The organism is Paenibacillus agricola, assembly GCF_011440305.1.
Lineage (GTDB): Bacteria > Bacillota > Bacilli > Paenibacillales > NBRC-103111 > Paenibacillus_S > Paenibacillus_S agricola.
The window spans coordinates 629,314-644,221 of record NZ_JAAOIW010000002.1 but is presented as its reverse complement, the minus strand read 5'-3'; the positions used below and the strand labels follow the sequence as shown (position 1 = coordinate 644,221).

The following is a 14,908-nucleotide window of genomic DNA, read 5'->3' as shown; positions in this document are numbered from 1 at the left end:
GGATTGTGGAATAAGACTAAAGGACTATTTTCAGAAGTGATAGGTTATAATGAAGAACCACAACGTACAATGCTTTTAGCTAAATGAAATAGCTGCAAGAATAGGTTATAAACAACAACTTTGGGATAACAAAATTATTTAAGAATGTAGAAGGAGACAATGGAATGAGCCAAATACTAAAGGCGGATATTGATTTTCAAAATGAATTATTTGATGCGGCTAATCAATTACGGGGACCAATTGCTCCGGCTGACTATAAGCACTACGTATTACCCCTTATTTTTATGCGTTATTTATCATTACGATATGATAAGCGCAAAGCAAAGATTACGGAAATGATAAACGATCCAGAAAGTGAGTATTATGCTGCTGAAGATGAAACGATGAAAGAAATGTTCTTAAGTATGGAAGAGTTATATCGTGAAGATAACGTATTTATGATTCCAAAAGAAACTCATTGGGATTACATTAGGAAACACGCCAACCAACCGAATATTAAAGAACTTATTGATAATGCAATGAAGTTAATAGAGGAAACAAACAAAGAACTTGAAGGTACACTTCCAAGAATTTTTCAACAAGCAACGTCACTGCCAGTTGAAAATATAGCTGCACTCATTACCATTTTCTCTAAAGATGTATTTAGCGTAAATAGTGAATCAAGTGTCGATGTACTTGGGCGTGTCTACGAATATTTTATTGGTAACTTTGCATCTAGTGAAGGTGCTCGCGGTGGGGAATTCTTCACACCATCTGCTATTGTAAGTTTATTAGTAGCAATGTTGGCTCCAAGGGTAGGTACAGTTTTTGATCCAACTTGTGGATCAGGTGGTATGTTCATTCAATCAGATGACTATTCCAGTCACAATAGAAACCTTTCCTTTTATGGTCAAGAAATTAAGGAAACGACTGTTAGATTAGGTAAGATGAATGTGTTATTACATGGTATTAATGCGAATATTAAGCTAGGTGATTCATTATTAGAACCTCAGTTCAGTGATTTAAAAGCTGATTACGTAATCGCTAATCCACCTTTCAATATGAAAGATTGGGGGGCTGATCGTATTGCTAATAATGATCCGCGTTTTAATCAATTAGGTGTTGAAGGTATTAAAGTAACAAACTCTAATGCGAATTATGCATGGATGCAGCATTTCTTATACCATCTAAATCAAACTGGAACGGCTGGATTTGTTATGGCAAACGGTGCTATGACAACAAATACAACAGGTGAAAAGGAAATTCGACAAGCTTTAATAGAGAAAGGTTATGTTGATTGTATTGTTCAGTTACCTGAAAGGTTATTTTTCACAACAGGGATTCCATGTTGCTTGTTTTTCTTAAGTAAAAATCGAGATGGAAAAGGATCATACCGCAATCGCAAACAAGAAATTCTATTTATTGATGCACGTAAGATGGGTGGGATGGTTTCTCGTCGCCAAAAAACGTTAACTGAAAGTGAGATTAGTGAAATTGCTAGTAAATATCACCAATTTCGGAATGAAGCAGGTATGTATGAAGATATTGCAGGGTTCTGTAAAATTGCAACAATCGAACAAGTAAAAGATCAAGATTACAAGGTAACACCAGGTATATATGTTGGAACGGAGTTAGAAGAAGAAGATAGTGTGCCATTTGAGGACAAGATGGCAGAGTTAATAGAGCAATTGAAGCAGCAATTTGAAGAAAGTAATCACCTCCAAAAAGGTATTTTAAAAGACTTGGAGGGATTAGTTTGACAAGTTTTAAGATGGAAAAACTAAAAAATATTACTCTCAAAATAGGAAGTGGATCGACTCCGAGAGGCGGTGAAGCTGTTTATATTCAAGAAGGTATCACTTTAATCAGGAGTCAAAATATATATGATTATAAATTCGAAACAGATGGGTTAGTTTATTTGGATTATAAAGAAGGACAACTTCTTAGAAATGTAACTATTGAACAGCTAGATATTTTATTGAATATTACCGGTGATTCTGTGGGAAGGTGCTGTATTGTACCAAATGAATTACTCCCTGCTCGAGTCAATCAGCATGTTTGTATTATTAGAGTAAATACCACAAACTCCCCTGAATATGTAATGTATGCACTTAATGAAAGAAAGAATAAAGAGAGATTATTAAATTTAGTTCATGGTGGAACTAGGAAGGCTTTAACCAAGGGAGTGATTGAAGAGTTTGAAATTAGTTTGCCTGCTTTTACAACTCAAATTGCAATTGCATCAATCTTAAAAAAAGTAGATGCAAAAATAGAATTGAATAGAAATATTAATCGGACTTTAGAACAAATGGCCCAAACACTTTATAAACATTGGTTTGTTGATTTTGGTCCCTTTAAAGATAGTGAATTTGAAGAAAGCGAACTTGGAGATATTCCGAATGGATGGAAAGTTCAATCTCTTAAAGATATAGCATTAATTATTATGGGACAATCACCCAAATCCGAGTTTTATAATGTTGATTATGAAGGATTGCCATTCCATCAAGGAGTTACAGGTTTTGAAGAACGGTTCCCACAACATACAGTGTACAGTTCAAAAATATTGCGTGTAGCAAACGAAAATGATATTTTAACGAGTGTGAGAGCACCTGTGGGAAGAATTAATATTGCTCCAAGTGAAATGGTTATAGGACGTGGACTGGCAGCTATTAGGCCAAAAGATAATAATTATTCATTTTTACTATATACATTAAAAAACATATTTAAATCAGAAGATTCTCATGGATCAGGTACAATTTTCAATTCTATAAATAAATTAGAATTAGAGAATCTGAAAGTTACCATACCTAATCCTAATATTATTGATTTATTTGAGGAAAGAGTAAAAAAATGGGATAAATTGTACAAGATAAACTCGGGAATTATAAATCAATTAATTGACACCAGGAATTATCTCTTACCACGCCTACTATCGGGTGAAATTGAAGTGAAAGAAGCAGCCAACATGATAAAAGAGGTGCTTGCAGTTGACAAAGAATCGATTGTACGAATCTGATTTTGAGGAAACAACGATAGAACGTTTGAAGTTACAAGGCTATACCTACATACCAGCGTATGAGTGGATGGCTCGAGAGAGTTTGAGAGATGTAGTGATGGAGGAACGCTTAAAGGCGTTTCTTCATCATAAATATCCTTCAATTCCAAGTAGTGAGCTTCCTCGATTAGTTTCTTTATTTACAACAGTCGATGGTCTTTCTGTAGAGAAAAGAAATGAGCGGTTTCACGATAGGTTAGTAAAAGGGATGACGTTTTCTTATGATGAAGTCGGTGAAACAAAGCTTATCGATGTCCTTCCTATTGATTGGGACACCCCAACAAACAATGATTTCGTGGTTATGAACCAGCTTGCGATTGATGGACACTTTTCTCGTCGTCCTGATGTCAATATATTTGTAAATGGTTTACCACTTGTTGTGTTTGAATTAAAGAGTCCTTATCGAGAGGATCCATCAGTGCACGGCGCACATTTGCAATTACAACACTATGTTAAGGATATTCCTCAATTGTTCAATTACAACGCCTTTGTAGTTATTGCGGATGGTGTTCGTACTATGCATGGTATGCCATTTGCAAAAATGGAATACTTTGCAGAGTGGAAATCAAAGGATGGACATCATATTGAAAACAATCCCGTTCATTCAATGAAAACACTTATAGAAGGATTAATGAATAAAGAATGCCTTTTAAAATACATACAACGGTTTATTTTCTTTAAGAAGGATAAGGAAAAATCGTCAAAAATTGGGGCCAAATATCATCAATTTTTTGGAGCGAATATTGCTTATCAAGAAGCTCTTCGTGCAGTTGGAATTGATGGAGATCACAAAATTGGAACCATTTTTCATAGCACAGGTTCAGGAAAGTCATTTACAATGTTATTTTTAGCAAACCTATTAAGGAAATCAAAGGATTTAGAAAATCCAACTATCGTTTTACAAGTAGATAGAACAGATTTGGATGAACAACTGTATAAAACATTCACATCAGCCTACTCGTTCATAGGAAATGTTGAACAGGCAGGAAATGCTGATGATTTACGGACTTTGCTCCAAAATGAAGGTGGGCAAATTATACTCTCCACTATCGAAAAGTTCCGTATAAAAGATACTGAAGAAGAACATCCAGTATTATCGAACCGTGGTAATATTATCGTTATAGCAGATGAAGCACATCGTACCCAGTATGGAGCAAAAGGATTTGCCAGTAATTTACGACATGCACTTCCCAATGCTTCGCATGTTGCGTTTACGGGTACACCTATTACTATGATGGGGCGAGATACTACAGAGCAATTCGGACCAATTATTCATACGTATGATATGGTACAGTCTGTTGAAGATGGTGCTACGGTTAAACTAATGTATGATCCCAAGTTGATTCCATTGGATTTAACCAACGTTAATATTGATACTGATTTTGCTGAAATTGTAGAACAAGGTTCAAGTGATGATGCGTTAGAGAAATATAAGCGTGAATATGCCGCATTGAAGAAAGTTGTCGGTACACCAAAGCGTCTACATAAACTTGCAGAAGAAATTGTTACACATTTTAATGAATCAATAATAGAGCAACCTTTTGCAAAAGGACTAATTGTTTCGATGAGCCGTGAAATTTGTGTAGCATTATATAACGAATTGAAAAAAATACCTAACTGTCCATCGATGGAAATAATCATGACAGGAAGAACAACTGATCCCATTGAATGGAAAGATGTACAGGAAGGTAGTAAGTATTCTCACATTAAAAATGATGCAGAAAAGAAATTGCTTAAAGAACGATTAGCAGATGGGGAGGATCCATTAAAGATATGTCTTGTTGTAGATATGTTTTTAACGGGATCAGACTTTCCCCCAATGACCTTTTTGTATGTAGATAAGCCTATGAAAGGGCATACCCTCATTCAAGCGATTGCACGTGTTAACCGTGTTTTCCCTGAAAAAGAGGGAGGGCAAATTGTTGATTTTATCGGTATTGCTGAACAATTGAAAGAGGCAACTAAACAATATACGAATCTTGGCTCCGTCCCTAAAGGCACTCAGTTGGACGTGAGTGAAGCTTTGATTTTGTTTTTGCAATCGCTTGAAGGTATTAGAGCTTTAATACCGGAGCAGTTTCGTAGCAAGAGTTGGCGTTCACTTGGAAAAGTTGAACAGGAGGATTTACTTGCAAATTTGGTTGCTTTATTTTTAGGTTCAGATATCGAAAAAGATTATCTAGAGGCGCAATTAATACTTTCTAAAGCATATAAGTTAGTATCAAATCAGATGGAAGTACGACCTGTTGTAGATGAAGTTCTTCTTTATGAAGTCGTAAAAACACAAATTCGTAAAGTCGGTATGAAAGATTTTGAATCTGAACAAGAACTTGAACGGAAACTCACAAAATTAGTAGATACAAGTTTAGAAGTTAAGGGGACTATAGATATTTTTTCTATTGCGGGGATCGAAAAACCTGACATCTCTATTTTGGACGAAGAATTTATTCTTGATGTTAAGGATAAACCACATGTGGATTTAAGGTTGAAATTGTTTAAGCAGCTTTTAGAGAATCAAGTAAAGTTAACATTCCCTAAAAACAAAAAGCAATCACAACAAATGAGTGAACTATTAGAGAAAACAATAAGGGATTACCATGATCGAGTTATTACGGCTGCTGATGTTGTTCGATTAATGGTTGAGATGCGTAATGAAATATTAAAAGAAGTGCAAAAGCGTAAAGATTTAGGTTTATCTGAAGAAGAAATTTCATTCTATGAGATTATTGCCAGTTTAGAAGAACAATCGTTTACAAATAAATTCATAGCTGATTTAGTGCATAAAGTCCTTAAAGAAATGAAGAAAGAATTCAAGGCAGGATGGACGGAGTCTCATCGAACTGATATTTTAGCAAAAGTCAAACTTGCTGTAATCAGAGTATTAAATCGTGAAAAAGTAACCGGAGAAACGTTGAAGTTTTTGACGAATGCCTTAGTGGATGAGGCGAAAGATAAGTATAAGGGATGGCCAATGGATGCTTAAAGAATTATTCGAAGATGGGCAAGTGGGTTAAGGGAGTACTTTAAAGGGAACTAGTTATTTGGGGAATACTGACTGCACAAAGTATGAAACAAATAGTAAAATGAGGGGTTAAACAATGGCAGAACTTAAATTCGAAATTACCAAAAATATCGGAATCCTATCCGAAGGTGCAAAAGGCTGGAGCAAGGAACTCAATCTCATCAGCTGGAATGACCGCGATCCGAAATATGATATCCGCGAATGGTCGTCTGAGCATGATAAGATGGGCAAAGGTGTTACGTTATCGAAGGAAGAGATTGTTGCGTTGAGGGATATGTTGAATGGGTTGGAGTTGTAGGGCAGCAACATGTAAATCGGAGGAAATCGGTTTGAAGGCATATGTCAACTGTGATAAATGTGAATATAAAACTAAAGAGTATGACGTAATGTTCATGGCGATAGCAGAGGCTATCAAGCATGGCGCAAGATACAATTATAAACATAACAATGACCAATGTCCGAAATGCAAGGCAATAAATTCATTGAAGCAATCGAAAATAGTTTCAGCCTCTGCCGCGATCCAAGAATCATAAAAGCAAAAAATATAATTTTAAACCTAATAGAATGAGGAAAGAACCGAGAGCACATCGCCTTCGGTTCTTCCCTATGTATATTTTCGGATGATCTATAAACTCAAAAAAACCTCTATCATTTGAGGGTCTCAGTGTGATAATATTAAATTAATATACCTAATAATTGGTATAAGTTTATGTTCTATTTCAGTTTGAGGAGGTATTTTTATGCACCCATTTTTAACTATGATCCTACTGAAAAACGGAAAATCGCATGCACTAAAGGAAAATATGCTAATCTATTATTTTTTACTTTCTAAATTTATCACGATTCACGTTAAAACACAAGCAGTAATCAGCAAGTTTTATATTTTTTATTTAATAAAATTGGTAGACAGCCAGTGTGAATTAGCGAAAAACCCTTGTTCTATAAGGTTTTTGCAACGATGGACGTTAACGGAGCAGATATTTTCCTTTAAATGAACAAATGAAATTATATAGTGAATTATTCTTTTTTTACATTTAAAAATGGAGGTCATAACAAATTGATCACTAAACGTCAGTATCACTTATGGCAATACGATCTCGATGATCTTAAAGAGCAGGAAGGAATACTTTCACTAGAATATAATCTAGAAGCTGCAATGTTGGCAACGGAAACTCTTATGTATTACATTCTGAACGAGAAAATCATGAAACGTCAATATGAGTCAGCCATCGAGTATAAGAAAAATGAAGATGGCTCGCTTACGAAATCGAAAAGTGGAGCTTCAATAAAAATAAAGAAGAACGTCCTTCCCATTATGACGATTGAAACTGGTCGAGGCAGATCCAATGAGACGAATGGAAAATTAGCAAAGCTGCTGAAAGAAGGTTATAACGCCAAGTATTATTCTGAATCAGGGAAACTCATTAGCACTCATAAGTTTGTATTCCTGGATAATGTTCTATCAGGAAGCCAAAACAAAGAATGCCGTCAAATATTCGTTCTCGATAAATATTACGATGAATTGAAACAACATGTTTCCCTTGGCACGGAGCCAACAAAATGTACAGTATCTAAAAATCTGACACGTAATGCGCTAACGACAACAGATGTTTACCTCTTTTCTGTTGATATGGAGAAACTAACGATTTGTTTTATTCCTGATAAAGAGATACCTGTCATTGAAGATGTGGAGATGATTCAGCCATATACTCGTACTCCAGATGAAGAATCCGTATATGCTGATCTCCAACAGTATCTACAATCAGAAAAAGAATTTAATAAGGAACGCCAGAAAATTTTAGAGAAAGTCAAAGAACGAAAGCTTGAGCTTAAGATTGCACCTGAAGACAGAGAGAAATACAAAACAGTCAGTCTCTGGGAGAAAGACGGAAGACGAGTAATTTTAAAAGCACTCATCGAACCAACTTGGGAGATAATCAAGAAAGATGGTACTCATGTTCCAGTATGGACTATCGACCAAACGGAGCAATATGAGAGAAGAGATATACCGATTACCGAATGGTCAACTGGATTACAGCTTACTCAAGTGAAAGCTTATCCAGTTATGGAGAACGTTTTCGATGGTATGGGCTTAGTTTCCAAAGAACTTGGTCAGAGTATGGAAGCATTCTTACAAACTGGTTTTCCTATAACTGGATATCAATTACGATTACCAGCCATAAAGGGCTTCTTTCCATGTGTGGATTTTCGAGGTTATTTCAGTAAGCATAAAATTAGAAGAATTAAAGATATATTTGGAGCATGGCATGATACGGACAAGATTGATATTTTAACCACGGAGTCCACCTTTAAAGCTAAGTTAAAAGTTGTGGGGCTGAAGTCAGATGGTTCGGAAGATAAACAATGGTTATTCTCTTCTATTGCCGACTACAAATCCAAGCTAATTGAATATGGTTACGATGCTATTGGCATTTCAAATATCGCTAAACCTATCCATGAAGAATACCGGAAATCATCGTATCAATTATTGTTGGCTCTCGATCTACATCCATGTGATGTTTTTTGTTTGTCCAATACCCTTGGTGATATGATCCACCGAACGTTAAGCATCTATCGTAAGGAGGAAATTGATTGGGATGATATCCAGTATCTCGAAGCATTTCTGAACTTGGTCTATAAAGAAAATTCGGATAATGGGATCGGGAAAAATTGTAGTGATGCTATTAAAGCGATTCACCTCAATAAAAAAATGGTCTTTGAACACAAGGTGATGCAAACCATTAAGGATGTCATTGATCACAAAATAGATGAAATGTGCTTAGGGAAGTTTTACTTGGAAGCCAAATATATGTATGTAACTCAGGATATCTTAGCATTCTTATCTTACGCCGCGGCAGAGGATAAAGGTACTTGGGATTATAAAGGCAAAGGGTTTCTTGATTCAAAGCAATGTTACAGTGGTGGAAAGAATATGGGGGAGAAATTATTCGCTAGAAATCCGATTATGTCATTCAGCGAGATTACTAGAACTAATTTCATAGATTACAGTGGCAAAGATTCTAAATTCATTCGTCATATGGATAATATTGTACAGCTCCCTCTTGGAACGGAGCCAGATCGTCTCGGGGGTGCAGATAGAGATGGCGATGAATTGCTTGTACTTTCAACGGAGAGGAATTTTGCAGATACCAGAATCGAGTATCTTGAACAATATAATTTTGTATTGAATAACGAAAAAAGTGAGAAGCACGGAAAGAATCTGCTCGAAGAATTGAATATGAATATCCAGAAGCATTTCGAAGGACGATTTCCCTTTCAATCCAAAGTTACCCTTCACGATTATATTGTTGACTCTGCTGTTCAAGTCAATGGTGCCGATAAAGCTACAGCCGAAGCAGAGAAATGGACGAAGCAAAACGTAATCGACTTTATTATTCGTTCCGAAGATAAAACAGGCAAAATAACGGATATGAATACGACCATCGAAAATATAGCCAATGCAGAACGGAATTTAATGAAATATAAACTGCCGATTGCGATCATGAAGCATTTACAGGCACTCTGTATTGATGCATCTAAATCTGGTCTGTTCGATAAAGTAGTCATCCCTGATGTGATTGAGTATCAATTTGGAAAATGGAAACCGCAGTTCATGAAATTTAAAGATGGTGTTGAGTACAACAAGGATAAGAAACATACTTCTGCTCTGGACGATTTTTCTATTGTGATGGAGAAGTTCAAGGCGTATGTAAATAGAGTCATGATTGAAAAAACGGATAGTAAGATCCAAAGGCATAAATTCCAAAATATTTATCAGTACTATCAAAATCCCAACCTGGATACGACTATTATCGATCAAACTATTGCCGCCTTACAGGAGACATACTCTACTTTCCTGCAAAAGAATAGAATTCTAACGAAGCAAAAGCTGAGCCTTAATAGATACTCCTCGGATGAAAGGCATAAGCGATTAAGGAAAGAAATGGACGAGAAATTCGCAGAGTTGTTTAAGGAAGCGAAAGAGCAAACAGAAGGAATCTGTAGTTGTCCTTCTCTACTCGCTACTGCTACCGTCAGAATGACCTACGTGGATTCCAAAGCTAAAAATGACAATACGAATTACTCCTTCTGTTGGGTTGTAGCCAGTGAAGGCATATTGCAAAATATCCAACTGAACTATGAAGATCGGGATAAAGTATATATCCATTTGACGGAAATTGCTGATAATAACACTTTCGAATGGCTAGGAGAATATTACACTAGTGTAACAAAGCATGAAGCCTATGTTCTCGAATTTCCGGAAGGCAAAGATATGAGCATTCCTGAAAAGTATCTCAAGAAATCGGAAGCCATATTGAAAAACCTGATCGATTACGAAGTTACATTGCTTAGCAGTGATAAGAAACCATGGAATCCCGATGAAGTTGCGAAAATCATACTGGGGCAAACATACACGATTTTTGATGACCGTGGTTGGCTAGGAGTCGCGGAAGGACTCAGCATAGTGCGAAAAGAAGGCGACACCATGTTGGAAAACTATATGGGCAAGGAAATAACCATTAAGAAAATATTGAAGACAGGTAAAGCTTCATTAAAGTGTCTAGTTGATATTAAATTTTAATTGGATTGGCCTTGTCAGGCAGTGGAACGGAATGCGGAGGGTTGTATATTTCGCATTCTGATAACTTTTAATATTGGAGGTCACACATGGAAAATCATACAATTGTAATTACTCAATCTCGAATGGCTGGGTGGTTGATGTTTAATCGGTTTCATAAGCTTGATGAAAAAATGGATTTGAAGGATGCCAACCGTAAAATATTCATCTTCAAGGACACTCTACAGTTGAGACGAGCAATGGAAGCTTACACTAATTTTAAAGATAAAGTAATCGGTTAGGAGGAGTCAAAACAATTGGGGATCGAAACATATGAGCAAAATAGAAAATTACAATTGGCTCTCCTTGCCAAACAACTTGCACCAGACTACTTCGAGGAAACGGGAAATCGAAAAATTAAAGTGTTTCCATTTGAAGCAAATATAGGAAAGACGGTAACATTAATTCAAACGCTGGAATCAATGAAAGTACACCGTCCATTTACCAGATCTCTGGTTGTTTGTAAATTCATTACTGAAGTGAACAGAATCGCTAAAGGTGTTACAGATGCATTGGCTATTCATTCCGAGAATAAGAAAATAAATGAGGATGAAATACGAGATCATAGCGTTGTTGTTATCACACATTCTAAGTATATACAATTATGCAAGGATCGTGAAAAACGGAAGAAGTATACTGAAGGAAGAACCAACCTGATTATTGATGAAGAATTAAATTTGCTCTCGATGGAAATTTTGAACTCTGATTCAATCTATACGATGGAGAAAATACTCAATGAAATATCTGTAAAATTTAAAATATTTGATACAGTTACACAATTGGATTTAGGAAGTATGTATAAAAATATTATCGCGGATATTGAAGTGGAGAAAAATAAATACATTGAAAATGAGATGAAATTTTTCTTGTTTGAAGATAAAGATGTAGAGAGTCGTATTAACGAGTTAATATCGCTAATTAAAGAGGCTAGATTCACAAAAAACTATTTAAGACATTTGAAAAATAGGTTCGGGATTACGACTGGTAACGTACACGTCATTGGGAAATTGGAGATGTTGAAAAGATATTATAATAATCCTAAAGTAATCGCCTGTAATAAGACATTGCACACTTACAATGATAAAATTGGTTATTTCCTTCTGGACAATAATATCTTACTTGATGCATCTGCAAAATTTCATCATATGTATGAGACTTCCAATATTTTTGAAGTGGTTAACTCCGAACGAATATTTGATCATGCTAACTGGACAATCAATTTTATTAAGCAAAATAGTACAGGTTATGCGAAGCATAGTAATGATTACTTTTATAAAGATGTGATGAAGCTGATTAACGAAAATACATCTGAGGGAGATAAAATATTTCTCATTGGTTGCGATGAAGATATAGATGCACTTGAAAAAGACCATCCAAAAGAATTGGGGAAACTGGATATCAGTATGTCTAATTTTCAAGCAATGAGAGGTAAAAATGATTGGGAGGATTACAATAAATGCTTCATTGTTCATACACCCAATATAAGCTTTGCTTACTACGCTTTTATGTACATGTTTTATACAAGCGAACAATTAACAAATGATGATTTGTTCATACAAAAAATAAATAAGGGAATGGGTTTCACTAAAAATGAAGATCTTGAAAAACTTCGAATAACCGATATTGTCAGTAATATCTACCAAGGTTTAAAGAGAATTGGAAGAGGAAAACAAAATGCTGATAAAAAAGCAGATGTTTATATTTTTAATAATAATGATAGAGTGCATAAAATGATTCTAAAGCAGCTTAATGGTGTCATTGAGGGGGATTGCAAATTTGAGTCAGTACGGGAGAAGAAGAGAAAGAAAAGAGAGCAGAAAGGTTATAACAAGGACAAGCGCCTCAATAAATCTGCTGCGAGCTTAATTCTTGAGAAAATAGCTGGATTGAATTGTGGTGAATATGAGATAAAAGCATTATGCCAAGGTTTATATGACCATAGAAATTTTTACAGGCTATGGGACAAGATTAAAAATGATAAGATAATAAATAAACGAAATATTGAAGTGGCCTATAGTACGAACTTTGGTCAACGAAAGAGGGTTTTGATAATCTCATAATTGAGTTTGAATACCACACGAAATATTACTATATAACTTATATAGATATAATTCATGTGGTGATTGATTTAATAGATTGAAAGCTTAAACACAACACCGTATACGCCAACTCCAAGGTGACCTTCCTTGGATTGGTGGGGCGGGCAAAGAAACAGTATCTTCGTTTCTGCAGCAGGCACTTGGATTTTTTATGATTATCCATGTGAACTATCGATATTAAACGATAAAGAGCCTCAGGATGCTTTCCTAAGGCTCTTCTTTGTGGGTGCTTCCCAACAGAAATAAATATATCATAGGGATTGTAATTTGTAAATAAAAGGATGCTATTATGATGCAAAATATTCAACGGGTTGTTTATATCTGGGTAGATTGGATAATGTTCAAAAATCAATTGAACGAATGTTTGATAAACTGGATGTCCTGTCTAAATCGGATTCAAAGCAATAATCATTATTGTATGAGTTAATATGATCGGGCTTGTCAGCCCGTAGATAGGCGATTGTGCGATGAATAAAATTTGTTTATTTATATGATGCCAATTAATAATTGTAATTGATCGGAGCCATATATTCGTGTGGTTCTTTTTTTCGTAATTCAGAAAAAGGGTAATCAGCAGCCAATATAATTATGGGAGTTGAGAATAAATGCAATGGTACAACGACTTAAAGTATTGGGCTTTTCGGATGCAATATGAGCAAGTTAATTGGCGGTTCAAAATGCCTAAATTTTAAATAGAATAGCAATACTACAGGAACTCTGGCTAATGGTTAGGGTTCTTTTTGCTTTATACAGAAAAGGGGAATATACATTGGAATTTATAAAATTGAAAATTGATCAACTGGTTCATGCTGAATATAATCCGAGGAAGGATTTGAAGGCTGGCGATCCAGAGTTTGAGAAAATTAAGAATAGTATCAACGAGTTTGGGTATGTTGAGCCAATTATATGTAATAGTGATTATACAATTGTTGGAGGTCATCAGAGAGCAAAAGTATTGAAGGCTATCGGATACGAAGAAGTAGATTGCGTGATAATCGATATTGATAAGACGAAAGAGAAAGCATTGAACATTGCGCTCAATAAGATTACAGGTGAATGGGATTTTGATGCATTGGCTGGATTATTGGAGGAGTTGAAAACGGACGATTACAATATTGAGCTGACTGGATTCGATTTCTCTGAAGCTGAGAAGTTGTTTGATGAGTTACATAAGGACGATGAGCCGGATGAGGATGAATTCGATGTTGATGAGGCGTTGCCGGAGAATCCAATTACTCAGAAAGGTGATATATGGTTGTTGGGTAAGCACAGGTTAGTATGCGGAGACAGCACGAGTGAGCAGGATATGGCAACGTTGATGGATGGGAAGAAAGCCAGGTTAATTGTTACCGATCCACCATATAACGTGGCATATGTCGGGAAGACGAAAGATGCTTTAACAATTCAAAATGATAAGATGGACGATGAGCAATTTTATGAGTTTCTGTTGGCTGCATATACTAGAATGTATGAAGTCGCTGATGACGGAGCGAGTATATATGTTTTTCATGCGGATAGTGAAGGTTTGAATTTTCGGAAGGCGTTTATTGAAGCTGGATTCAAATTATCTCAGTGTTGTATCTGGAAAAAGCAAGTTTTAGTCATGTCTAGGCATTCGTATCACTGGATTCATGAACCAATATTATATGGCTGGCGACAAGGTGCTGCTCATTACTGGAATAGTGATAGAAAGCAGACTACTGTATGGGAGTTTGATCGGCCATTTAGGAATGAGTATCATCCGACCATGAAACCAATTCCACTGATCACCTATCCAATTAAAAACTCCAGCAAGTTAGGCGATATTGTTCTCGACTCATTTGGTGGTTCAGGAAGTACGCTAATCGCTTGCGAGGATACAGATCGAATTTGCTATACGATGGAGCTGGATGAAAAATATGCAGATGTGATTGTGAATCGGTATATTGAACGTATTGGTAGTGACAGTAAGGTATATTTGATTCGAGATGGTAAGCGATATAGTTATCAAGAGGTCGTTGTTCAGTCGGCAAGGTCAGAGGGAATATGTGCTGACTAAACCAAATGGTTGAATGAGGAAGACAAGAGATACCCATTTAAAATTCTAGGAAGGAAATGTATTCCATTTTGTAGAATAATACAAGAAAAGGGGTGGA

Annotated in this window: 8 protein-coding genes; all 8 read left to right on the top strand. The window is 35.8% G+C overall.

Going from position 1 to position 14,908, the window contains the following annotated elements:
• The first annotated feature begins 164 nt into the window (after window positions 1–164).
• Entirely contained in the window at window positions 165–1,739 is a 1,575-nt protein-coding gene (locus G9U52_RS07375; protein ID WP_166147805.1) for a type I restriction-modification system subunit M, read from the top strand.
• The gene (locus G9U52_RS07370; RefSeq protein ID WP_166147802.1) at window positions 1,736–2,995 is read left to right on the top strand and encodes a restriction endonuclease subunit S; all 1,260 of its coding nucleotides are present in this window, start codon (window positions 1,736–1,738) and stop codon (window positions 2,993–2,995) included. The genes G9U52_RS07375 and G9U52_RS07370 overlap by 4 nt, the downstream gene beginning before the upstream one ends.
• Window positions 2,967–6,017, top strand: coding sequence for a type I restriction endonuclease subunit R (locus tag G9U52_RS07365; protein ID WP_243767186.1), 3,051 nt, complete (start codon window positions 2,967–2,969; stop codon window positions 6,015–6,017). Before G9U52_RS07370 ends, G9U52_RS07365 begins: the two co-directional genes overlap by 29 nt.
• A gap of 115 nt (window positions 6,018–6,132) precedes the next feature.
• The gene (locus G9U52_RS07360; protein WP_166147800.1) at window positions 6,133–6,354 is read left to right on the top strand and encodes a YdbC family protein; all 222 of its coding nucleotides are present in this window, start codon (window positions 6,133–6,135) and stop codon (window positions 6,352–6,354) included.
• Between the two features lie 759 nt (window positions 6,355–7,113).
• Entirely contained in the window at window positions 7,114–10,638 is a 3,525-nt protein-coding gene (locus tag G9U52_RS07355; protein WP_166147798.1) for a hypothetical protein, read from the top strand.
• Between the two features lie 86 nt (window positions 10,639–10,724).
• Window positions 10,725–10,916, top strand: coding sequence for a DUF5659 domain-containing protein (locus G9U52_RS07350; RefSeq protein WP_166147795.1), 192 nt, complete (start codon window positions 10,725–10,727; stop codon window positions 10,914–10,916).
• A gap of 15 nt (window positions 10,917–10,931) precedes the next feature.
• Window positions 10,932–12,734, top strand: coding sequence for a hypothetical protein (locus tag G9U52_RS07345; RefSeq protein ID WP_166147793.1), 1,803 nt, complete (start codon window positions 10,932–10,934; stop codon window positions 12,732–12,734).
• A gap of 808 nt (window positions 12,735–13,542) precedes the next feature.
• The gene (locus G9U52_RS07340) at window positions 13,543–14,811 is read left to right on the top strand and encodes a site-specific DNA-methyltransferase (protein WP_243767185.1); all 1,269 of its coding nucleotides are present in this window, start codon (window positions 13,543–13,545) and stop codon (window positions 14,809–14,811) included.
• The last annotated feature ends 97 nt before the right edge of the window (window positions 14,812–14,908 follow it).

What these genes read in the sequence shown, in the direction of transcription:
- G9U52_RS07350 (WP_166147795.1), top strand. Translation starts at nt 10,725, where the DNA reads ATGGAAAATCATACAATTGTAATTACTCAATCTCGAATGGCTGGGTGG.
- G9U52_RS07375 (WP_166147805.1), top strand. Translation starts at nt 165, where the DNA reads ATGAGCCAAATACTAAAGGCGGATATTGATTTTCAAAATGAATTATTT.
- G9U52_RS07360 (WP_166147800.1), top strand. Translation starts at nt 6,133, where the DNA reads ATGGCAGAACTTAAATTCGAAATTACCAAAAATATCGGAATCCTATCC.